This is a genomic window from Aeromonas sp. R10-1 (assembly GCF_040908465.1).
GTDB lineage: Bacteria > Pseudomonadota > Gammaproteobacteria > Enterobacterales > Aeromonadaceae > Aeromonas > Aeromonas caviae.
The window spans coordinates 115,090-137,777 of record NZ_JBFODT010000017.1; the positions used below are offsets into that span (position 1 = coordinate 115,090).

A 22,688-nucleotide genomic window follows, 5' to 3' on the forward strand; every position below is an offset into this window, starting at 1 on the left:
GCGGCGGTACATTACAGGAAACCGGGGCCCTGTGGCACCCCGGGCAGGCGAACCGGCCCGGGGTCACCATCACAGGAAGCTGGTACCGTATTGCAGCTTGGGCAGGCCGTGGTAGGCCGCGATGCTCTGGCCGATGTCGGCGAAGGTCTCGCGACGACCGACGGAGCCCGCCTTGACCGGCTTGCCGTAGAACAGTACCGGAATGTATTCGCGGGTGTGGTCGGTACCGCTCCAGGTCGGGTCACAGCCGTGGTCGGCGGTCAGCACCACCACGTCGCCATCCTGCAGCAGGTCGAACAGCTCCGGCAGGCGGGAGTCGAAGTACTCCAGCGCATCGGCGTAGCCCTTGACATCACGGCGGTGACCGTAGGAGGAGTCGAAGTCCACGAAGTTGGTGAAGACGATGGTCTGGTCACCGGCCGCTTTCACCTCTTCCAGAGTCCTGTCCCACAGCTCGGTCAGACCGGTCCCCTTCACCTGCTTGGTGATGCCCTGCTGGGCATAGATGTCGGCGATCTTGCCGATGGAGACCACCTGGCCACCCGCTTCCTTCATGTAGTCCAGCACGGTCGGCGCCGGCGGCAGCACGGAGTAGTCGTGGCGGTTGCCGGTGCGCTTGAAGTTGCCCTTGCCGCTGCCCACGAACGGACGCGCGATGACGCGGCCGATGTTGTAGGGCTCCAGCAGCTCGCGCACGATGTGGCACAGCTCATAGAGCTTCTCGAGGCCATAGGTCTCTTCGTGGCAGGCAATCTGGAACACGGAGTCAGCAGAGGTGTAGAGGATCGGCTTGCCGGTGCGCATGTGCTCTTCGCCCAGATCGTCCAGCACCTGGGTACCGGAGGCGTGGCAGTTGCCCAGATACCCGGGCAGACCGGCCTTCTCGACGATGGCATCCAGCAGCTCCTGCGGGAAGCTATTGTGATGGTCGTGGAAATAACCCCACTCGAACAAGACGGGCACGCCGGCAATCTCCCAGTGACCGGACGGGGTGTCCTTGCCGGAGGAGAGCTCCTGGGCAAAGCCGTAGGCACCGATCACCTCGACATCCTTGTTTAGTCCGGCCGGGAAGGTGCCGCTGGCGAGTTCGCCCGCGTGGCCCAGACCCAGCTTGCTGAGGTTTGGCAGGTTGAGAGCGCCACGGCCCTCGATCTCACCGGCGGCGCACGCCTTGGCGATATGGCCAAGGGTATTGGCCCCCACGTCGCCGAACTTGTCGGCATCGGCGGCAGCACCAATACCGAAAGAGTCCATCATCAGAATAAAGGTACGTTTCATGGGACTTCCCCTTGTTACAAATCAGCCAGACCGATGCGACGGTAAACCTCGGGCAGCGCCTCTGGTCGGGTGTCGCCGATCTTCACGGCAGCCTGCACCATGCGGGCAGCCTCGGCAAATTGAGCTTCTGTCTGAGCGTGGATCAGGGCGAGCGGCTTGTCAGCATCGACGCTCTGACCCAGGCGGATAAAGTCGGTCAGACCGACCGCATAATCGAGTTTGTCGGCGGCGGCGCGGCGACCACCGCCCATGGCGACCACGGCCAGGCCCAGTTCACGGGTGTCCATGGCGGTGACGAATCCGCTGTGGGCCGCGTAGACGGGGCGCACGATGGCGGCTTTGGGCAGGTAGGCGTCGTAGCGCTCCATGAAGTCGGCGGGACCACCGAGGCCGGTCACCATGCGCCCGAAGATCTCGGCTGCCTTGCCATTGTCCAGCACCGCCTGCAACCTGGTGCGGGCATCGCCGTCATCGCTGGCAAGACCGGCGGAGATCAGCATCTCGGCGCACAGGGCCATGGTCACTTCGTGGATGCGCGGGTTGCGATACTCACCGGTCAGGTAGCGCACCGCTTCGCGCACTTCCACGGCGTTGCCGGCGCTGGAGGCCAGCACCTGGTTCATGTCGGTCAGGAGTGCAGAGGTGCGGCAGCCGGCCCCGTTGGCCACGGCGACGATGCTCTTGGCCAGTTCCTCGGAGGCTTCAAAGGTCGGCATGAAGGCGCCGGAGCCCACCTTCACGTCCATCACCAGCGCTTCGAGCCCGGAGGCAAGCTTCTTGGAGAGGATGGAGCCGGTGATCATGGCAATGGACTCGACGGTGGCGGTGATATCCCGTACCGCATAGATACGCTTGTCCGCCGGGGCGAGATCGCCGGTCTGGCCGATGATGGCGACACCCGCCTCTTTCACCACTTTCAGGAAGCGGTCGTTGTCGACCGAGGTCTGGTAGCCGGGGATGGCATCCAGCTTGTCCAGGGTACCGCCGGTATGGCCGAGACCACGGCCGGAGATCATGGGCACGAAACCGCCGCACGCAGCGACCATGGGGCCCAGCATCAGGGAGACAACGTCACCCACGCCGCCGGTGGAGTGCTTGTCGACGATGGGGCCGCCCAGATTGAGGTGATCCCAGGTCAATACCATGCCGGAGTCGCGCATGGCGCAGGTCAGGGCAACCCGCTCATCCATGGTCATGTCCTTGAAGTAGACCGCCATGGCCAGGGCCGCGATCTGCCCCTCACCGATGGTGTTGTTGGTTATGCCTTGGACGAAGAATTGAATCTCTTGGGTACTGAGCGCTTCACCGTTGCGCTTCTTGCGAATAATTTCTTGAGGCAAAAACATCTTTCATTCCCTCCGTGCATCACGCACGAACACAGACCGAACCAGATCCGGAAGGGGGCGGCGCACCGCCCCCTGCCACCGCTTAGTAACCGCTAGTATTGGCAGGCTTGTCGCCATGCCCCAGGGTCGCCAGCAGGCTGGCCAGCAGGCTGGAGGCGCCGAAGCGGAAGGTGCGGGCGGATACCCAGTCCTTGCCCAGGATCTCTTCGGCCATGGCCAGGTACTGACCCGCCACGGCGGCGTCTTTCACGCCACCGGCCGGCTTGAAGCCCACTTTCGGGTTCTTGGCCTTGATCACTTCCATCATGATGCGGGCAGCTTCCGGGGTCGCATTGACCGGCACCTTGCCGGTGGAGGTCTTGATGAAATCGGCACCGGCGTCGATGGAGATCTCGGAGGCGCGACGGATCAGCGCCTCTTCCTTCAACTCGCCGGTCTCGATGATCACTTTCAGCAGTACCTTGGCGCCGCAGGCTTCCTTACATGCTTTGACCAGATCGAAGCCGACCTGTTCATTGCCGGCCATGAAGGCGCGGTACGGGAAGACCACGTCCACCTCGTCGGCACCGTAGGCCACGGCGGCGCGGGTCTCGGCAACGGCGATCTCGATGTCGTCGTTGCCGTGGGGGAAGTTGGTCACGGTCGCGATGCGCACGTCGGCGGCGCCGATGTCACGCAGGGTCTTGCGCGCGATGGGAATGAAACGGGGATAGATGCAGACGGCGGCGGTCAGGCCGGCCGGAGACTTGGCCTTGTGGCACAGGTCGATCACCTTCTGATCGGTGTCGTCATCGTTCAGGGTGGTCAGGTCCATCAGGTTCAGGGCGCGTTGGGCGGCCACTTTCAGATCAGTCATGCTATGTCTCCAAAGTCTTGTTAAGCCCCATCACCCGCGATCGGCTTCACCGAACACCAAGGGTCGGCAGAGACGTTCCCGGAGCAACGGGATATGGAATTGCAGCGCAAGTGCACAGGCAATACGGCTGCAAATAAGGCAAGAGCCCTGTCACTTTCTTACAAAAGTGCGGACTTGGTTCCATGAAGACTTGAGAAAGGCCGACTACGCAGACCCGACTTCCCAATCAATTCCATTTGACCGCCAACACCCGGATTCACCGGGCATTAGTCAATGCCAGCACCCTGCTGGCATCGCCTATTTCAGCCGAGATACCCCGTGTTTGCAAGCCGGATTTGCCAATTTCAGAGGTACCTCACACCCGGCAAATCCAGCGCTGGAAGGCGCTTAAGAGAAGAAGCGGGTCAGGATCCAGGAGTAGGCAATGCCCCCCAGATAGACCCCCACGATCCCCATGACGCCGGAGAGGACGGGCGGCGCCGGTATCGGCAACTTGAGGAAAGAAAACAACACCCCAACGATAAAGCCGGCCGCCATTGCCAGTAGCACTTCATTCATAGAACCTCCGATTTGACTCACTTTATTATTAGTCTTGACAGGAAAACGGTTGTCACCACCCCAAACGAGAACGCCACAGCAAATCGCTGTGGCGTTCGTCTTTATCCTGTCAGTCGGGCGATGTTACATGCCGGACAGCGCCAGGAAGAAGCCTGCGATGGTCGCAGACATCAGGTTAGACAGGGAACCTGCCAGCACGGCCTTCAGACCGAACTTGGCGATGGTGCCGCGACGGTTCGGTGCCATGGAGCCCAGACCACCCAGCAGGATGGCGACGGAGGACAGGTTGGCGAAGCCGCACAGGGCGAAGGAGATGATCGCCTTGGTGTGCTCGGACATGGCCACACCGTTGATCAGCACTTCATCCTTCAGGTAGGGGGCAAAGTTCAGGTAAGCCACGAACTCGTTGACCACCAGCTTCTGACCGATGAAGGAACCGGCCACGACCGCTTCGCTCCAGGGCACGCCGATCAGGAAGGCCAGCGGGGAGAACAGCCAGCCCAGCAGCAGCTCCAGGGAGAGTTGCGGGTAACCGAACCAGCCGCCCACACCGGAGAAGATGCCGTTGATCATGGCGATGAGGCCGATGAAGGCCAGCAGCATGGCACCCACGTTCAGGGCCAGTTGCAGACCGGCGGAGGCACCGGCGGCAGCGGCGTCGATCACGTTGGCCGGCTTGTCGTCCAGCTCACCTTCTGCGGTGTTCTCGTCGTAGCTCGGGGTCTCGGTTTCCGGTACCAGCAGCTTGGCGAACAGCAGACCACCCGGGGCAGCCATGAAGGAGGCGGCGATCAGGTATTCCATCTTGACGCCCATGGAGGCGTAACCGGCCAGCACGGAGCCGGCAACGGAAGCCAGACCACCACACATGACGGCAAACAGCTCGGAGTCGGTCATCTTGGAGATGAAGGGACGTACCACCAGCGGGGCTTCGGTCTGACCGACGAAGATGTTGGCAGTGGCGGAGAGGGATTCGGTACGGGAGGTGCCCAGCACCTTCTGCAGACCGCCGCCCAGCAGCTTGATCACCCACTGCATGATGCCGAGGTAGTAGAGTACCGCGATCAGGGAAGAGAAGAAGATGATGACGGGCAGGACGCGGAAGGCGAAGACGAAGCCACCGCCACCGAACACTTCGAACATCTTGTTGCCAACCAGACCACCGAACAGGAATTCGATGCCGTTCTGGCCATAACCGATGACGCTGGAGACGGCGTCGGACACGCCTACCAGGATGTCACGACCGACCGGCACGTAGAGCACGAAGGCCCCCAGACCGGCCTGGATGGCAAAGGCGCCACCTACGGTACGAATTTTGATTGCCTTGCGGTTGCTGGAGAACAGCACCGCAATAAGGATGAGCGTCGCCATCCCTACCAGACCCATTATCAGATTCATTATTAACACTTCCTCTTTAGTAGCACCTGCCAGCTTGTTAACGATTTGTGTATTGAAGCCGCTAATCAAGGGTGCGCATTATACTAATTACGGTGCGACAAAATAGAATACTGGTCACATTTTATAAGCCACAAACGGCCTGAACATCGTTTAATTAGACCGCAAACGATTTTTATGGGCCCTGTTTTTTATCACTCGGTCATCATTTGATAATCAAATGTTAATTTCATGATTTCCTGGGGGGAACAGCCGCCGGGTGGAGTCATGTAACACCGAAATAACATCATCCAGCGGTTGCTGCCGCAATTGTGCCAACAAGCGGGCTATGGTCGGCAGGCTGGCCGGCGTGTTCACCTCCCCCTGCTGGCCTTGCAGCGGCATGTCGGGAGCGTCGGTTTCCAGCAGCAAGGCCTCCAGCGGCATCTGGCGTATCGCCTCCCGGGTCTTGTTGGCCCGCTCATAGCTGATGACCCCCCCGATCCCCAGCCTGAAACCCAGTTGCCAGAACACCTCCGCCTGATGCAGGGAGCCGCTGAAGGCGTGAATGATCCCCCCTTGTGGCGGAGTGAAGCGCCGCAGGATCTTGGCGACCGTGTCGTTGGCACGCACCGAGTGGACGATGAGGGGCAGCTCATGCGCCATGGCCAGCCGCACCTGCGCCTCGAACATCTCGACCTGCCCCTCCTGCGGCACATGGGAGCGCAGATCCAGCCCGCACTCCCCCACGGCCACCAACCCACGGGGCCGACTCGCCAGCAGGGTCTCCAGCCGGGTCAGTACATCCCGGGGCTGCTTGCCCACATACCAGGGATGGATCCCCAGGCCATAACGGATGTCGTCGTGGCGCCCGGCCAGCGCCATCACCCGCCCCCAGTTTTCCTCTCCCACGGCGGGGATGATATACTCGCCCACCCCCAGCTGGCGCCACCGGGTCAGCAGCGCCTCGCGATCGGCGTCAAAGACCGGAAAATCGAGGTGGCAGTGGGTGTCTATCAATTCCATGTCGCGCTTACCTGTCTGTCGTACTCAATGGGTTCATTCCATGCCAACACACGTTTCCCGAGGCTTTACCCTGATAGAACTGGTGCTGGTCATCATCGTGCTGGGGATCCTGGCCGTGACCGCCCTGCCCCGCTTCATCAACATCCAGGACGACGGGCTCAAGAGCAGCGTCTCGGCCACGGCGGGCAGCTTTGCCAGTGCCGCCCGGCTCGCCCACGCCGGCTGGGCGGTCAAGGTAAAGGGGGAGCCCTTGGCACTCTACAACTTTAGCGGCATGGGCAGGCAGGATCTCGACATCAACAGTCATGGCTGGCCGGTGGGCACCAAGGAGGACCAGGGAGGTCAGGGGCCCGATACCGTCTTCCCCGGTGGCGACAGCGATCAGATCTCCGTCAGCAGCCGGGACGACTGCGAGAGCCTGTTTGGCGCCCTGCTCGATACCGATCTGACGGTGGCCGATGAGTTGCACCAGGATTCAGACAGTGACTACATCTCCCGGCTCATCCCGGCAGACGCTCAGGCTGACGGCGCCCTTCGTCACGACAACTGCCGCTATACCCTGCGCAGCTCCGTTGGCCGCTTCCCGGCATACCCCGACGGGCTATCGTTCGACTACAACAGCGTCACTGGCGCCGTGACCCGTCAGTTCCAGTGAGGTCGTCGCCCTTCTCCGGGCGCTTCTCGTCTTCATCATGGCGTACCGGCGCGCAACAGCGCCGGTTCTCCGGTGTGAGTCCCCACTCCTGGCACCAGGCATCGTAGCGAGCCAGCCAACGCAGCAATATCCCCTTCATGGGCGCCTCCTTGTCTTGATGGTTTCCCCACAAGCCTGCCCCAATCCAACTCCCCAGACCAGCATCTCGGGGCCAGCGGCGTCATGGCCTGTCCAGCGGCAGCAGCAGCCCCATGGCAATCTCGTCCACATAGCCCTCGTCCAGCCGATAGGCCTGCCGTCTCACCCCTTCCTCCACGAACCCGCACTTGCGATACAAGGCGTGGGCCACCTCGTTGTGGGCCATCACTCCCAGCTCCAGCCGGTGGATACCGAGATCCCTCGCGGTCGCGATCAGGGTGCGCAGCAACCGTTCACCCCATCCCTGCCCGCGCGCCCCCGAACGCAGCCCCATCACCACCAGGGCGCAGTGGCGGTTGCGTGCCAGGCCGCCACCAAGGAGCGCGGCAAACCCTTGCACCTCCCCCGCCAGCTCCAGCAACCACATGGCCTGATTGGGGGCCGCAGCCATGGCCTCGAGCCGCCTGCGCTGCCCCGCGATGTCCGAGGGGCGCTCTCCCGCTTCATACAGCATGAAGCGGGTCTCCCTGTCCAGTTGCCCAAAGAAGCTGTCCAGCGCCGCCGCATCCTCCACCCCTGCCATACGAATCATCACGCCGACCTCCCTGCCTGGTGGCTCTGCCGACCACGACCATAAAAAAACGACTCCCTCAGGAGTCGTTTTTATCAGAGCCATCTGGCTAACGCCACGCCCTCGGCCCGATCAGGCTTTCGCTGACAGGCTCAGGCAGGCGACCGCTTCCACCTGCATCGCGCGAGGGGAAGATCCCGAGCGACGATCAGGCCTTGGCTGGCAGGCTCAGGCGAGCAACCGCTTCCACGTGCATGGAGTGCGGGAACATGTCCACCGGCTGCACCTCGTCCAACACGAAACCCTGCTTGACCAGCCAGGCGAGATCCCGGGCCAGGGTCTGGGGGTTGCAGGAGACATAGACCAGCCGACGCGGCGCCATGGCCACCAGGGTCTGCAATACCGCCTTGTCACAGCCCTTGCGGGGCGGATCCATCACCACCACGTCGGCACTCACCCCGTCGGCATGCAGGGCAGGCATCAGCTGCTCAGCCTTGCCCACGTGGAACTCGGTCTGCTCTATGCCGTTGAGGGCCGCATTGCGACGGGCGTCGCTGATGGCGCTCTCCACCGACTCGATTCCCACCACCTTGGCGGCCTTGCCTGCCAGGAACAGGGAGATGGTGCCGATGCCGCAATAGATGTCGAACACCGTCTCGCTGCCGGTCAGCTCGCAATACTCCAGCGCCTTGGAGTAGAGCACGTCGGTCTGGCTCGGGTTGTTCTGGAAGAAAGAGAGGGGCGAGATCTCGAATTCGAGCTCGTGGATCTTGTCGCGGATCACCCCGCTGCCCAGCAGCACCCGGTTCTTGTCACCCAGGATGCGGTTGGTACGCGCCTCGTTGATGTTCTGCACCAGGGTGGTGACCGGCAGATCCGCCAGGGCCGCCAGCAGCTCGGTTTCGAACGGCAGCGCTTCGCCCAGGGTCACCAGCACCACCATCAGCTCGCCGCTCTTGAAGCCCTTGCGGGTCATCAGGTTGCGCACGCAGCCGGTGTGGGCCACCTCGTCATAGGCCGCGATGTCGTGCTCGCGCATCCAGTTGCGTACCCGGGCATTGAGCTCCACGTGCAGCGAATCCTGCACCGCGCAATCATCGGCGGTGATGAGGTCATGGGAGTGCTTGCGGTAGAAGCCGATCTCGGCGCCCGCCTCGCTGCCACGCACCGCGTACTGGGCCTTGTTGCGGTAGGCAAACGGCGTCTCCATGCCGAGGATGGGGTTGACCACGGCCTCACCCAGCCCGACCTGCTCCAGTGCGCTCTGCACCAGGCTCTGCTTGAGGGCAAGCTGGGCCGGATAGGACAGCGGGCGCACCTGGCAGCCACCGCACTCGGTATTGGGGCAAAAATCCGGCACCCTGTCGGCGGACGGCTGGGTCAACTCGACCAGCTTGCCGTGCAGGTAGTTCGGTTTGACCTCGGTCAACTCGACCAGCGCCTGCTCACCGGGCAGCAGACCCTCGACAAACAGGGGGCGATCGAACAGGCGACCCTTGCCATCCCCCTTGTCGGTCAGTTCCAGAATATCGATCTGATGTTGGTGTCCCACTAACGGCATGAGCGGCTCCGAAGGCATGAAAGAGAGGGTGACGACGGGGCAGACCCGGCGACCCCGAATAAAGGGTGGCAGAGTTTAGCGGAGATCCGCCCAAAATGCAGGCATAAAAGACCCCGCAAACACAAATAGCGACCCCGGCCACCAGCGGCCAGGTCCGGGCAGCCTGGCCAGCCCGCCCCAATAAAAAAACCGCCGGACGGGGCCGGCGGTATGACATTCATGGCAGCAGGATCAATGGCTGTAGGCTTTCTCGCCGTGGCTGGTCACGTCCAGCCCTTCGCGCTCGGCATCTTCCTTCACCCGCAGACCGATCAGCAGGTCCACCAGCTTGTAGGCCACGGCCGAGACCAGGGCGGTCCAGACCACGGTCACCCCCACGCCGATGACCTGTACCTTGACCTGGGCCAGGATGGAGTACCCCTCGGCCACCTGGTTGGTCACATAGTCCCACACCCCGGTGCCGCCCAGATCCGGGCTGGCGAACACCCCGGTCAGCACGGCACCCAGGATCCCGCACACCCCGTGCAGGCCGAACACGTCCAGGCTGTCATCGGCCCCCAGCAGACGCTTGAGACCGTGCACGCCCCACAAACCGGCCACACCGCTGAGCAGGCCGATGATGAGGGCGCCCCCCACACCGACGAAACCGGCGGCAGGGGTGATGGCGACCAGACCCGCCACCGCACCGGAGACAGCGCCAAGCAGGGAGGGACGGCCCTTCATCGCCCACTCGGCGAAGGTCCAGGAGAGGGCGGCAGCGGCCGGCGCGATCCAGGTGTTGGCGAAGGCCAGGGCCGCCGTGCCGTTGGCTTCGAGGGAGGAGCCGGCGTTGAAGCCGAACCAGCCGAACCACAGCAGGGCGGCACCGATCATGGTCATGGTCAGGCTGTGGGGGGTCATGGGGTCACGGCCATAGCCAACCCGTTTGCCCACCATGAAGGCCCCTACCAGACCGGCCACCGCGGCGTTGATGTGCACCACTGTGCCGCCGGCGAAGTCCAGAGCGCCGTGCTGGAACAGATAGCCTGCGGTGGCACCGGCCGCTTCGGCGGCGGCCGCATCCGTGTAGGCATCCGGACCCGCCCAGTACCACACCATGTGCGCCATCGGGATATAGGCGAAGGTGAACCAGATCACCGCGAACAGCAGCACCGCCGAGAACTTCATCCGCTCGGCAAAGCCGCCGACGATGAGCCCGCAGGTGATGGCGGCAAAGGCGCCCTGGAACACCACGTAGATGAACTCGCTGATCCCGACCCCCTTGCTGAAGGTGGCGGCGATGGAATCCGGCGTCACCCCCATCAACAGCACCTTGTCGAAGGAGCCGTAGAAGGCGCCGCCCTCGGTGAAGGCCAGGGAGTAGCCGTAGACCACCCAGAGGACGGTGATGAGGCAGAACAGGGTGAACACCTGCATCAGCACGCTCAGCATGTTCTTGGCGCGCACCAGGCCGCCGTAGAAGAGGGCGAGGCCCGGCACGGACATCAGGATCACCAGGGCCGCTGCCACCATCAGCCAGGTATTGTCCCCCTTGTTGATGGTCACGGTCGCGGCCGCCTGTACCACATCGGCCTGCGCGGCCACCTCTTCGGCCCAGCCCGGGGCGGCCATGGTGGTGGCCAGCGCCAGCAGGCCAGTCATTACGAGTCTCTTGAACATACAGCCCTCTCCTTGTCGTCCCGGCATCCGGGTCCATTTCCTGATATGCATTTCCAACCTGGCCACCTGCCCACCGCACCTGTGTGGCTCACGGAGACATCATGGCGACATGACATAGGGAAAGCATAAAGCAGGCCAAGAAAAATAATCCTTTTATTTCATGGCGTTATGTTTTCATCACATTCAACACGCACCATCTTGGCGCACGATGCCCGGTTACAGGGGGAAAATCGCACTTTGGCTGTGCATTGCCGGGAAAATGCACCAGGATGACCCAATCGCCTCACAATGACGGGGCGAACCCGTGGTGATGTCACCTTGGCAGGCTTATCTATCCCGCTAAGGTATTTATGAAATAAATGAAATGGGCCATACCATGGTGAAATCAAATGAGGCCGACGGCCAATATCCCCCCACCCGAGGGGCACAAGCACTTTAAGAGTGCAAACGCGCGCCATTCGTCTGGCCTGCCCCGAAATGCCCAGTCATACTGGCAAGCCATCTTCCCCTGTTCCCAGCGCCGCGAGGAGCCCATGCCCAATCTCAACGTGACCGAAATCAAGGCCTTCGTGCCTGCCCGAGATTTCACGCTGTCAAAGCAGTTCTATCAGGATCTCGGCTTTACCCTGGCCTCCGATGGCGACGGCGTGGCCTATTTTCATCTCGGCAACGCAAGCTTCCTGCTGCAGGATGGCAACCCCCCGGGGCTGGCCGAGCAGCTCATGATGCACCTCCTGGTGGAGGACGTGGCCGCCTGGCGGGCCCAAGTGGAGGCGAGCCAGATCGCCGCCCGCTACGGCGTCCGGGTCACAGAGCTCGTCACCCAGCCGTGGCGTATGAAGGAATTCTGTCTGTACGATCCCGCCGGCGTGCTGTGGCGCATCGCACAGAATATCGACTGAGGGGATGGCAGTCCGAGAGGCTGATGGCCTGACAGCCTGTGGGTCTGAAGGGCTGAAGGGCTGAAGGTCTGAGGGTCTGTGGGTCTGTGGGTCTGTGGGTCTGTGGGTCTGTGGGTACACCTCTTAGCACCGCCCGGAAAAACAAAAGGCCATCCGCGAGGATGGCCTTTTGTCATGGAATCTGATGGTGCCCGGGGTCGGACTCGAACCGACACGTATTGCTACGGCGGATTTTGAATCCGCTGCGTCTACCGATTTCGCCACCCGGGCAGCTGCGAGGGATTATACGAATGGCGCTTGGCCATGCAAGGTGTTTTTCTTGCCCCCACCGTTGTTTGCTCATTTATTCAACGCCTTGCCGATGCCAGGCCAGTTACATAGAATGCCCGCATCATATTAATGGAATAATCATCATGGCCAAGCGCAAGACCCCCTCCCCTCTCCAGCCTGCTCCCCGGCATCCGTCCGCCGGTCTGCTGCGCCGTCTCGGCGCCCTGCTCTATGACTATCTGGTGGTGATTGCCCTGCTGATCATCGCCGGCTTCATCGGCATGGGGGTGGCCCACCTGCTGCTGGCCACCGGCATGGCGCACGTTCCCGAGGGCAAGGATGCCGCCTGGCTGCTCACCAGCCCCCTCTACAGCGCCTGGCTGGCCTTCGTCATCTGCGGTTTCTACACCTGGTTCTGGGTCCGCGCCGGCCAGACCATCGGCATGCGGGCCTGGCGCCTGCGCATCCAGAACCTGGACGGCAGCAACATTCGCGTCACCCAGGCCCTGATCCGGCTCGCTACCTCGGCCTTTGGCCTGGGCAACCTGCTGTGTGTGTTCAATCGCGCCCGCCCCCGCGCCTTCCAGGACATCTGGGCCGAGTGCGAGGTGGTGGTGCTCGGCAAGACGGAAAACCTGGAGCAGCTCAATCGCTGATCCCAAGACGGCAACGCAAAAGGGCACCCCGAGGTGCCCTTTTTGTTGACCAGAACTGACGGCTTGCAGCCCAGAACCTTGACGGAAACGGTGCATCGAGAGCAATGGCCGCCTGTTGTCAGCAGCCCGCCGCCCTTCAGGCCGCTACTGTTTGCGGCTCAGGATATAGAAGGAGATGCCGCCAAACAGCATGCTGGGTGCGATGGCCGCGAGGATGGGCGGGACCGCATAGACCAGGCTGACCGGGCCGAACACCCTGTCGCTCACATAGACCGCGAAGCCGGTCATGATCCCCATCAGCATCCGCGCCCCCATGCTCACCGAACGCAGCGGGCCGAAGATGAAGGAGGAGGCGAGCAGTATCATGGCCACCACGGAGAGCGGTGAGAGCAGCTTGCGCCACATCTCCAGCTTGTAGCGTCCGGCATCCTGCTTGTTGGCATCCAGATAACCGATGTAGTCCCGCAGCCCCGAGATGGGCAGGTTCTCGGGATCGATGCTGACCACCCCGAGCTGCTTGGGGGTCAGCTCGGATTGCCAGGCCATCTGGGCATGCTGTTCGTCCTGGATCCGGGTGGGATCGTCAAACCGGGTGATGTGCACCTGTTTCAGCAGCCAGTGGTGATCCTCGAACACCCCCTCCTTCGCCTGCACCACATCGATCAGGTTGCGGGACGGAGTGAAGCGGTAGAGGGTGATGCCGGTCAGGGCGCCATCATTGCGCACCCCGTTGATGTTGACGAAGTTGTTGCCATCCCGTGCCCAGACCCCGTAGGCCGAGACCGTGAGTCGCCCTTCCGACATGGCCCCCGCCTTGATGTCATCCGCCATCCGCTTGGCGGCCGGTGCGACGTACTCGCCCATCAGCCCCACCAGCAGCATCAGGGGAATGGCGGTCTTGAGCGCCGCCATGACGATGCTGATCTTGGAGCGTCCCGCCGCCTGCATCACCACCAGCTCGGAGCTGGTCGCGAGCTGGCCCAGACCGATGAGGCCACCGAGCAGGGCCGCCAGGGGGAAGAAGAGCACCGCTTCCTTGGGCATGGAGAGCAGCACGTAGTAGAGGGCGTTGAGCATGTCGTAGTTGCCTTCCCCGACCGCCTTCAACTGCTCCACGTACTTGATGAGCGCGGCGAGCCCGACCAGGGTCAGCTCGCACAGCAGGATCGACATGAAGATGACCCTGCCTATGTATCTATCGAGAATGCCGAACATCAGCAGAGACTCCCAGGTTGCAGCATCACGCTGACTTTCTCTTGAACAATTGCCCTTTGACCCCGTTCCACCAGCTGGTGCCCTGCAGGTTGAGAGGCAACCCTATCAGCAGCAGATAGACCAGGGGCACCAGGAACATCCCGGGCCAGTGGGGCAGACGCCCGCTGTCGATGGCCGACCGGGCGGCACTGAGCAGCAGGAAATAGGAGAGATAGAGCAGGATGGCCGGCAGCAGCTTGGCGTAACGCCCCTGACGGGGATTGACCCGCGCCATCGGCACCACCAGGAAGGTGAGCACCAGGATGGAGAGGGGCAGCGACAGGCGCCACTGCAATTCGGCCATCAGCTGGTTGTCCTGGGTACCGAGCAATGCCAGGGTCGGCTTGGCCGCCGCCTTGCGGTTGGATCGCTCCATCTCCTGCTGGCGGATCACCAGGCTGTATTCACGGAACTCCGAGACCTGGAACTGCTTGCCGGTGAAATGCCCCTCGTAGCGCGAGCCATCCTTCAGGGTCAGCCACTGCAAGCCGTTGCTGTCGGCGGTCACCTGCCCCTCGTTGGCCACCACCACTGACGGGGGTGAGCCACCCTCGGCCCGTTGCAGCACGAAGATTTTCTGCAACTCCGACCCCTTGTCGTTCAGATCCTGGATGTAGGCCACCAGGCGCCCCTTGTCGAGCTCCATGAAGCGGCCGGCCTGCAGGAAAGAGATACCGGGATCGGCCTTGAACTCGTCGATCACCTGGTACTCCCGCTCCTTGGCCTGGGGGGCGACCCAGCCGGTGTTGAACGCCGCGACGGCGGCGGTCAGTAAGGCCAGCACCAGGGCGCTGCCCATGATGAAACGGTGACTGAAACCCACCGCGTGCATCACCGTCATTTCGCTTTCAGCGTACAAACGGCCGTGAGCAAACAGAATGGCTAAAAACAGACTGATAGGCAGCATCAACAACGCCATATTCGGCAGGTTGAGCAGCAGGAGGGTGGATACCAGGCGCGTCGGCACCTCACCATCGGCGGCATCGCCAATGATCTGGATAAATTGCTGGCTGACGAAGATAAGCAGCAGCACGAACAGCACCGCCAGCTGGGTTTTCAGGGTCTCCCTGAACAAATATCGGAAAACGATCACAGTCATTCCCAAGTAAACTTGTGTTTTTAGTCGAATGCCTGAAAAATAGGGCCCTATATTGGATTTTTACCAGTTTGAACTGCGGAGCCTGTGACTGTTCGCTCCGCCTCTGATACCCCAACAAGCACCGCATTATTCAATAAATGGTGCCTTTTGTCTTTAGGATGTAGGAGATTCCATGGAGTTCAGTGTAAAGAGTGGCAGTCCTGAGAAGCAACGCAGTGCCTGCGTCGTGGTCGGCGTTTTTGAGCCCCGCCGCCTCTCTCCGGTTGCCGAACAGCTGGACAAGATCAGCGACGGCTACCTCAGCTCGCTGCTGCGCCGTGGCGACCTGGAAGGGAAACCGGGCCAGATGCTGCTGCTGCATCAAGTACCGGGTGTGCTCAGCGAGCGCGTACTGCTGGTCGGGTGCGGCAAGGAGCGCGAACTCGACGAGCGCCAGTACAAGCAGATCATCAACAAGACCATCACCACCCTGAACGAAACCGGCTCCATGGAAGCGGTCTGCTTCCTGACCGAGCTGCACGTCAAGGGTCGGGATACCTACTGGAAGGTGCGTCAGGCGGTGGAAACCACCAAGGCGGGCCTCTACAGCTTCGATCAGTTCAAGACCAACAAGGCCGAACCGCGCCGTCCGTTGCGCAAGCTGGTCTTCAACGTGCCGACGCGTCGGGAACTGACCATAGGCGAGCGCGCCATCAACCACGGCCTAGCCGTGGCGAAAGGGGTGCGCATCTGCCGCGACGTGGCGAACATGCCGCCCAACGTCTGCAATCCCGCCTACCTCGCCTCCCAGGCCCGCCGTCTGGCGGATGCCTATGACAACATCACCACCAGGGTGGTAGGGGAGCAGGAGATGGCCGAGCTCGGCATGAACTCCTACCTGGCAGTGGCCCGTGGCTCCGAGAACGAAGCCATGATGGCCATCATCGAGTACAAGGGCAACGCCGACGCCAAGCCCATCGTGCTGGTGGGCAAGGGGCTGACCTTCGACTCCGGCGGCATCTCCATCAAGCCGGCTGACGGCATGGACGAGATGAAGTACGACATGGGTGGCGCCGCCTCTGTGCTCGGCACCATGCACGCCCTGGCCCAGTTGCAGCTGCCCATCAACGTCATCGGCGTGCTGGCGGGCTGCGAGAACATGCCGGGGGGCAACGCCTACCGCCCCGGTGACATCCTCACTACCATGTCCGGCCAGACCGTCGAGGTGCTCAACACCGACGCCGAAGGCCGCCTGGTGTTGTGCGATGCCCTCACCTATGTGGACCGCTACGATCCCGAGACCGTGATCGATGTGGCGACCCTGACCGGTGCCTGCATCATCGCCCTTGGCCACCATACCTCTGGCCTCTTGGCGAACCACAACCCCCTGGCCCACGAGCTGCTCAACGCCTCCGAACAGGCCGGCGATCGCGCCTGGCGCCTGCCCCTGTTCGACGAGTATCAGGAGCAGCTGGAAAGCCCGTTCGCGGACATGGCCAACATCGGTGGCCGTCCGGCCGGTACCATCACTGCCGCCGCCTTCCTGTCGCGCTTCACCAAGAAGTACAACTGGGCCCACCTGGATATCGCAGGGACCGCCTGGAAGAGCGGCAAGGAGAAGGGTTCCACCGGCCGTCCTGTGCCCCTGCTGACCCAGTTCCTGCTCAACCGGGCCGGCGTGGCGGACGTCGAAGACAAGGAGTGATCCCCTTCCCCATCGACTCGAAAAGCGATGCGAGAAGGCGTTACCCTGTATCACAAGGAAGAGGCCTGCCTCTTCCTTGTTTCATTGAGAGAATCCGGGAAGTCCGTGCCAGACGCGGCTCCCGAAGACGGCCAATCGCTGTCCGTCACAGCCAAACGGGACCGACCTGATGAGCCAAGTGACCTTTTACCTGATGAGCCAGCCCGATGATGCGGATGCCTCCGCCGTCGAGCGCCTCGCCTGCCAGCTTGCGGCCGATGGCTGGAGCGCAGGTCACCTCTATCTGCTGTGCGAGGACGAGGCCCAGGCCCTGCGTCTGGACGAGCTGTTGTGGCAGTTGCCGCCCGATCGCTTCGTGCCGCACCAGTTGCAGGGGGAGAGCGGTCAGGCCCCGGTGGAGATAGGCCATCAGCCGCCACGGCGGCGCTATGCCTGCCTCATCAACCTGGCCCGGCAGACACCTTTGTTTGCAGGACACTTTGCTCAAGTGGTAGATTTTGTCCCCACTGACGAAACGCAAAAGCAGCAAGCCCGCGAGCGCTACAAGCACTATCGCCAGGCGGGCCATACCCTCGAGATGAGGGATCAGCCCGTCCTTGCCGCACCGGATCCGGCGCAGCCCTGACTGTGCCACCCTCGATCCACGACGAATCAACACCAGACTCCATCCATCCAGAATACGGCGAGACCATGGAAAAGACTTTTAATCACAACGCCATCGAACAGGCGCTCTATCAGCACTGGGAAGCCCAGGGTTACTTCAAGCCCCACGGCGACACCAGCAAAGACTCCTTCTGCATCATGATCCCGCCGCCGAACGTCACCGGCAGCCTGCACATGGGTCACGCCTTCCAGCAGACCCTGATGGACACCCTGATCCGCTACAACCGCATGCAGGGCAAGAACACCCTGTGGCAGGCGGGTACCGACCACGCCGGTATCGCCACCCAGATGGTGGTTGAGCGCAAGATCGCCGCAGAAGAGGGCAAGACCCGCCACGATTACGGCCGGGAAGCCTTCATCGACAAGATCTGGCAGTGGAAGGAAGAGTCCGGTGGCACCATCACCCGTCAGATGCGCCGTCTGGGTGACTCCGTGGACTGGGAGCGCGAGCGCTTCACCATGGATGAGGGCCTCTCCGCCGCCGTCCAGGAAGTGTTCGTGCGCCTGTACGAAGACGGCCTGATGTACCGCGGCAAGCGTCTGGTGAACTGGGATCCCAAGCTCAACACCGCCATCTCCGACTTGGAAGTGGAAAACCGCGAGATCAAGGGCCACATGTGGCACCTTCGCTACCCGCTGGCCAACGGCGCCAAGACCGCCGAAGGCCAGGATCACCTGATCGTCGCCACCACCCGCCCGGAAACCATGCTGGGTGATACCGCCGTGGCCGTGAACCCGGAAGACCCCCGCTACAAGGCGCTGATCGGCCAGCACATCCTGCTGCCGCTGGTGAACCGTCTGATCCCCATCGTTGCCGACGAACATGCCGACATGGAGAAGGGCACCGGCTGCGTGAAGATCACCCCGGCCCACGACTTCAACGACAACGAAGTGGGCAAGCGCCACAACCTGCCGATGATCAACATCTTCACCCTGGACGCCCACGTGCGTGCCGAGGCCGAAGTGGTCGATACCAATGGCAACCCGAGCACCGCCTATGACGCCGCCCTGCCGACCGAGTTCGCCGGGATGGAGCGCTTCGCCGCCCGCAAGGCCATCGTCGCCAAGCTGGACGAGCTGGGCCTCCTGGCCGAGATCAAGGATCATGTGCTGCAACAGCCGTACGGCGATCGCGGCGGCGTGCCCATCGAGCCCATGCTGACCGACCAGTGGTACGTCCGCGTGGCCCCCATGGCCAAGACCGCCATCGAGGCGGTGGAAGATGGCCGCATCCAATTCGTGCCGAAGCAGTACGAAAACATGTACTTCTCCTGGATGCGCGACATTCAGGACTGGTGCGTCTCCCGTCAGCTGTGGTGGGGTCACCGCATCCCGGCATGGTATGACGATGCCGGCAACGTCTACGTGGGCCGCAACGAAGAGGAAGTGCGCGCCAAGCACAGCATCCCGTCCGTGACCGTGCTGCGTCAGGACGAAGACGTGCTCGACACCTGGTTCAGCTCCGCCCTGTGGACCTTCTCCACCCTGGGCTGGCCGAACAACACCGAGGCGCTCAAGACCTTCCACCCGACCGACGTGCTGATGAGCGGCTTCGACATCATCTTCTTCTGGATTGCCCGGATGATCATGATGACCATGCACTTCATCAAGGACGAGAACGGCCAGCCGCAAGTCCCGTTCAAGACCGTCTATATCACTGGCCTCATCCGTGACGAAGAAGGCCAGAAGATGTCCAAGTCCAAGGGCAACGTGCTGGACCCCCTCGACATGATCGACGGCATCTCCCTGGAAGACCTGCTGGAGAAGCGCACCGGCAACATGATGCAGCCGCAGATGGCCGAGAAGATCGCCAAGCGCACCGCCAAGCAGTTCCCGGAAGGGATCAATGCCCACGGTACCGACGCCCTGCGCTTCACCCTGGCGGCGCTCGCCTCCACCGGTCGTGACATCAACTGGGACATGAAGCGCCTGGATGGCTACAACAACTTCTGCAACAAGCTGTGGAACGCCTCCCGCTATGTGCTGATGAACACCGAAGATCAGGATTGCGGCTTCTCTTCGCAAGGGAATGGTGGCGAGATGCAGTGCAGCCTGGCGGATCGCTGGATCCAGTCCCAGCTGCAAGTGGCCATCCGTGACTTCCGTACCGCCCTCGATACCTATCGCTTCGATATCGCGGCAGGCGTGTTGTACGAATTTATCTGGAACCAGTTCTGTGACTGGTATCTGGAGCTGACCAAGCCGGTACTGACCAAGGGCTCCGAGGCCGAGCAGCGCGCTGCCCGCCACACCCTCGTCAGCGTCCTCGAGACCCTGCTGCGCCTGGCTCACCCGATCATCCCGTTCATCACCGAAACCATCTGGAAATCGGTCGCCCCGCTGGCCGGCGTGCACGCCGACACCATCATGATTCAGGCCTTCCCGGAATTCGACGCCGCCAAGGTGGACGAAGCCGCGATGGCGGATCAGGAGTGGGTGAAGGAGTTCATCGTCAGCATCCGCAACATCCGCGCCGAGATGAACGTGGCGCCTAGCGTGCCCCTCAACGTGCTGCTCCAGTGCGATGCCAAGGATGCCCAGCGCGCAGCCGACAACGAGGCCTTCCTCAAGTCGCTGGCCCGTCTGGAATCCATCCGCGTACTGGCGGCCGGTGAAACCGCCCCGCTGTCGGTCAAAAAATTGATCGGTGCTACCGAGCTGATGATCCCGATGGCCGGTCTCATCGACAAGGAAGCCGAGCTGGCCCGTCTGGCCAAAGAGGTGGCCCGTCTGGTGGGCGAGTGCGGCCGCATCGAAGGCAAGCTCGGCAACGAGGCCTTCGTCGCCAAGGCGCCGGAAGCGGTCATCATCAAGGAGCGCGAGAAGCTGGAAGATTACCGTCTCCAGCTGACCAAGCTGGAAGCCCAGCAGGCCGAGATCGCCGCGCTCTAAGCCACAGCGCAACATGACAAGCCCCCGTTTATCGGGGGCTTTTTCATGTCATGGGTTCAGTTCTCCCTCTCCTGCCCCGCAGTTTTATCCCTCCCGCCGGGACGATATTCAAAAATTCACGAGCCAAATCACCTCCTTTCACAAGCGCAGAGCCCGCAAATTCATTACACTGCCAGCGGTCTTTTCTATCGGGAGTGCTGCTGCAGTATGGAAATATTGATCCTGTTTGGATTGATTTTGCTCAATGGCGTCTTCGCCATGTCGGAAATCGCCATCGTGACGGCACGCAAGGCACGCCTCGCCAAAATGGCGAGCGAAGGGAGCCGCTCCGCCGCCATCGCCCTCAAGCTCGGGGAAGATCCGACCCATTTCCTCTCCGCCGTGCAGATCGGCATCACCAGCATCGGTCTGCTCAACGGTATCTATGGCGAGTCCCTGCTGGCCCAGCCCTTCGCTCTCTGGCTGCAGGAGTGGGGGCTCTCCCCCAAGAGCAGCAGCCTGCTCGCCACCGTCATCGTGGTCGTGCTGGTCACCTATCTCTCCATCGTGGTAGGGGAGCTCGTGCCCAAACGCCTCGGACAGCTCAGCGCCGAGCGCATCGCCTGTCTGGTAGCCCGCCCCATGCTCTGGCTGGCGACCCTGACCCGTCCCTTCGTCTGGTTGCTCTCCGCCTCCACCAACGCCAGCCTGCGGCTGCTGCGGGTCGATCAGCGCAGCAGCAACAACGTCACTCAGGAGGAGATCCACGCCATGCTGGTGGAGGGCTCCGAAGCGGGGGTGATCGAGGACCATGAGCACACTATGTTGCGCAACGTGTTCCGCCTCGACGAACGCAGCCTGGCCTCCCTGATGGTGCCGCGCAGCGACATCCGCTATCTGGACCTGTCACTGCCGCTGGAAGTGAACCTCCAACGTCTGGTGGAGTATCGCCACAGCTTCTTCCCTGTCTGTGACGGCAGCCTGTCGGATCTCGTCGGCATCCTCAACGTCAGCAAGGTGCTGCACGCCTACATCCAGGGAGAGCCCATCGATCTGGCGGCGCTGACCCAGGACGGCAGCCTGCTGCCGGAGACCCTCAACGGCCTGGAGCTGCTCAACCACTTCCGTACCCACTCCGAGCACATGGTGCTGGTGGTGGACGAATATGGCGAGCTGCAGGGGCTGGTCACCCAGCAGGATCTGCTGGAAACCCTGGCCGGCGACTTCCAGCAGGAAGATGGGGGGGACAACTGGGCCTTCCAGCGCGCCGACGGCAGCTGGCTGCTCGACGGCCTCATTCCACTGCCAGAATTGAAGGACTGTCTGGAGCTGGTTCGTCTGCCGGAAGAAGAAAAACATCACTATCACACCCTTGGAGGGCTTATCATGCTGCTCCTTGGCCGCCTTCCCCAGACCGGAGACCTGGTCACCCTGGAACAGTGGCAACTGGAAATCGTGGATATGGACGGCCTGCGCATCGACAAGGTACTTGCCATGCCCTTGACCGACCAACCCAGCTAACCTGCGGAGTTTGCATGTATGGAGCAGTTTTACCACCTGGCTCACGCCTTTATGCATCAGGATCTGGCGACACTCTCTGATCCCAAGATGGTCTTCATGGTCTATGTCGTCCTGCTGACCTTCCTGGTGCTCGAGAATGGTTTTATCCCCACCGCCTTCCTGCCAGGGGATACCCTGCTGATCCTGACCGGCGTGCTGATCTATCAGGGGGTGTTGCCGATGGCGGTGGTCCCGCTGCTGATCATGGCGACCTTCGTCGGTACCTGGCTTGGCTACATGCAGGGGCGTTTCCTCGGCCACACCCGGATGTATCACAGGCTGATGTCCCACCTCGATGACAAGCACAAGGAGAAGGTGCACTACCTGCTCAACAAGTACGGCATCATCACCCTGATCACCGCCCGCTACATCGCCTTTGTGCGTACCGCCTACCCCTATATCGTCGGCGCCAACGAGATCCCCCAGGGGCGCTTCCTGGTGGTCAACCTGATCAGCTCCATCATGTGGATCTGCCCCCTGGTCGGGCTGGGTTACTACCTGAGCCACACCAAGCTGGCCGCGCAGTATGAGTCCCAATTTCTCAGCGTCATTCTCTACCTGCCGGTCGTGCTGCTGGTGGGCGGCCTCATCGCTCTGGTCTGGCGCTGGTGGAGCAGACGCAAGCCCGGCGTCTCCAGAGAGTGAGACAAGCCACAGGGTCGCCCACAGGCGGCCCTTTTTTATGGAAAATAGTGGCGAATTCTCCC

The 22,688-nt window shown here is 62.1% G+C and carries 20 protein-coding genes and 1 tRNA gene; 8 read left to right on the forward strand and 13 right to left on the reverse strand.

Going from position 1 to position 22,688, the window contains the following annotated elements:
- Nucleotides 1-69: 69 nt before the first annotated feature.
- The 6 genes from AB5Y93_RS07335 to AB5Y93_RS07360 form a co-directional block, all read right to left on the reverse strand.
- Nucleotides 70-1,278 (reverse strand): phosphopentomutase, encoded by a 1,209-nt coding sequence (locus AB5Y93_RS07335; protein ID WP_039039948.1) that lies wholly within the window; start codon nucleotides 1,276-1,278, stop codon nucleotides 70-72.
- Between the two features lie 14 nt (nucleotides 1,279-1,292).
- Nucleotides 1,293-2,624, reverse strand: a complete 1,332-nt coding sequence (gene deoA / locus AB5Y93_RS07340) for a thymidine phosphorylase (protein WP_069652232.1) — start codon at nucleotides 2,622-2,624, stop codon at nucleotides 1,293-1,295.
- An 82-nt stretch (nucleotides 2,625-2,706) separates the two neighbouring features.
- Nucleotides 2,707-3,480, reverse strand: coding sequence for a deoxyribose-phosphate aldolase (gene deoC / locus AB5Y93_RS07345; protein WP_039039946.1), 774 nt, complete (start codon nucleotides 3,478-3,480; stop codon nucleotides 2,707-2,709).
- A gap of 387 nt (nucleotides 3,481-3,867) precedes the next feature.
- Nucleotides 3,868-4,038, reverse strand: a complete 171-nt coding sequence (locus AB5Y93_RS07350; protein WP_010673027.1) for a XapX domain-containing protein — start codon at nucleotides 4,036-4,038, stop codon at nucleotides 3,868-3,870.
- Between the two features lie 123 nt (nucleotides 4,039-4,161).
- Nucleotides 4,162-5,436, reverse strand: a complete 1,275-nt coding sequence (locus AB5Y93_RS07355) for a NupC/NupG family nucleoside CNT transporter (protein WP_010673026.1) — start codon at nucleotides 5,434-5,436, stop codon at nucleotides 4,162-4,164.
- Between the two features lie 213 nt (nucleotides 5,437-5,649).
- Nucleotides 5,650-6,438 carry a TatD family hydrolase gene (locus AB5Y93_RS07360; RefSeq protein WP_368229079.1) on the reverse strand — a complete coding sequence of 263 codons (789 nt, stop codon included), beginning with the start codon at nucleotides 6,436-6,438 and terminating at the stop codon, nucleotides 5,650-5,652.
- Nucleotides 6,439-6,478: 40 nt separating this feature from the next.
- On the opposite strand from AB5Y93_RS07360, the gene tppF reads away from it, so the two are divergent.
- The gene (gene tppF, locus AB5Y93_RS07365) at nucleotides 6,479-7,093 is read left to right on the forward strand and encodes a type IVa pilus pseudopilin TppF (RefSeq protein WP_029313748.1); all 615 of its coding nucleotides are present in this window, start codon (nucleotides 6,479-6,481) and stop codon (nucleotides 7,091-7,093) included.
- On the opposite strand, the gene AB5Y93_RS07370 is transcribed toward tppF, so the two are convergent.
- From AB5Y93_RS07370 to amt, 4 genes are all read right to left on the reverse strand, one after another.
- A complete protein-coding gene (locus AB5Y93_RS07370) occupies nucleotides 7,062-7,232 on the reverse strand; it encodes a DUF5363 family protein (protein WP_201955384.1) in 171 nt (56 codons plus the stop codon). The two genes, tppF and AB5Y93_RS07370, sit on opposite strands and share 32 nt — an antisense overlap.
- Before the next feature lie 81 nt (nucleotides 7,233-7,313).
- Nucleotides 7,314-7,823 (reverse strand): GNAT family N-acetyltransferase, encoded by a 510-nt coding sequence (locus AB5Y93_RS07375; protein ID WP_244072989.1) that lies wholly within the window; start codon nucleotides 7,821-7,823, stop codon nucleotides 7,314-7,316.
- Nucleotides 7,824-8,010: 187 nt separating this feature from the next.
- Nucleotides 8,011-9,363, reverse strand: a complete 1,353-nt coding sequence (gene rlmD / locus AB5Y93_RS07380; RefSeq protein WP_368229081.1) for a 23S rRNA (uracil(1939)-C(5))-methyltransferase RlmD — start codon at nucleotides 9,361-9,363, stop codon at nucleotides 8,011-8,013.
- A 231-nt stretch (nucleotides 9,364-9,594) separates the two neighbouring features.
- Nucleotides 9,595-11,022, reverse strand: a complete 1,428-nt coding sequence (gene amt, locus AB5Y93_RS07385; RefSeq protein ID WP_368229082.1) for an ammonium transporter — start codon at nucleotides 11,020-11,022, stop codon at nucleotides 9,595-9,597.
- A gap of 533 nt (nucleotides 11,023-11,555) precedes the next feature.
- Between amt and AB5Y93_RS07390 the strand changes: the two genes are divergently transcribed.
- Complete coding sequence (locus AB5Y93_RS07390) at nucleotides 11,556-11,924, forward strand: VOC family protein (RefSeq protein ID WP_104455214.1); 369 nt, start codon at nucleotides 11,556-11,558, stop codon at nucleotides 11,922-11,924.
- A 185-nt stretch (nucleotides 11,925-12,109) separates the two neighbouring features.
- Here the strand turns inward: AB5Y93_RS07390 and AB5Y93_RS07395 are convergent.
- A tRNA-Leu gene (locus tag AB5Y93_RS07395) sits at nucleotides 12,110-12,194 on the reverse strand.
- 143 nt (nucleotides 12,195-12,337) lie between these two features.
- On the opposite strand from AB5Y93_RS07395, the gene AB5Y93_RS07400 reads away from it, so the two are divergent.
- Nucleotides 12,338-12,850, forward strand: coding sequence for an RDD family protein (locus AB5Y93_RS07400; RefSeq protein ID WP_010672963.1), 513 nt, complete (start codon nucleotides 12,338-12,340; stop codon nucleotides 12,848-12,850).
- A gap of 144 nt (nucleotides 12,851-12,994) precedes the next feature.
- On the opposite strand, the gene lptG is transcribed toward AB5Y93_RS07400, so the two are convergent.
- Nucleotides 12,995-14,065 carry an LPS export ABC transporter permease LptG gene (gene lptG, locus AB5Y93_RS07405; RefSeq protein WP_368229084.1) on the reverse strand — a complete coding sequence of 357 codons (1,071 nt, stop codon included), beginning with the start codon at nucleotides 14,063-14,065 and terminating at the stop codon, nucleotides 12,995-12,997.
- Between the two features lie 25 nt (nucleotides 14,066-14,090).
- The gene (gene lptF / locus AB5Y93_RS07410) at nucleotides 14,091-15,203 is read right to left on the reverse strand and encodes an LPS export ABC transporter permease LptF (protein WP_029313726.1); all 1,113 of its coding nucleotides are present in this window, start codon (nucleotides 15,201-15,203) and stop codon (nucleotides 14,091-14,093) included.
- A 172-nt stretch (nucleotides 15,204-15,375) separates the two neighbouring features.
- Between lptF and pepA the strand changes: the two genes are divergently transcribed.
- The 5 genes from pepA to AB5Y93_RS07435 all read left to right on the forward strand — a co-directional run bounded on the left by pepA (nucleotide 15,376) and on the right by AB5Y93_RS07435 (nucleotide 22,626).
- Nucleotides 15,376-16,887 carry a leucyl aminopeptidase gene (gene pepA, locus AB5Y93_RS07415; protein WP_010672960.1) on the forward strand — a complete coding sequence of 504 codons (1,512 nt, stop codon included), beginning with the start codon at nucleotides 15,376-15,378 and terminating at the stop codon, nucleotides 16,885-16,887.
- Between the two features lie 169 nt (nucleotides 16,888-17,056).
- Nucleotides 17,057-17,512, forward strand: a complete 456-nt coding sequence (locus AB5Y93_RS07420) for a DNA polymerase III subunit chi (protein WP_010672959.1) — start codon at nucleotides 17,057-17,059, stop codon at nucleotides 17,510-17,512.
- 65 nt (nucleotides 17,513-17,577) lie between these two features.
- Nucleotides 17,578-20,442: a valine--tRNA ligase gene (locus AB5Y93_RS07425; protein WP_368229086.1), complete on the forward strand. Its 2,865-nt coding sequence runs from the start codon at nucleotides 17,578-17,580 to the stop codon at nucleotides 20,440-20,442.
- Nucleotides 20,443-20,649: 207 nt separating this feature from the next.
- Nucleotides 20,650-21,942, forward strand: coding sequence for a hemolysin family protein (locus tag AB5Y93_RS07430; protein ID WP_368229087.1), 1,293 nt, complete (start codon nucleotides 20,650-20,652; stop codon nucleotides 21,940-21,942).
- 18 nt (nucleotides 21,943-21,960) lie between these two features.
- Complete coding sequence (locus AB5Y93_RS07435) at nucleotides 21,961-22,626, forward strand: DedA family protein (protein ID WP_010672956.1); 666 nt, start codon at nucleotides 21,961-21,963, stop codon at nucleotides 22,624-22,626.
- The last annotated feature ends 62 nt before the right edge of the window (nucleotides 22,627-22,688 follow it).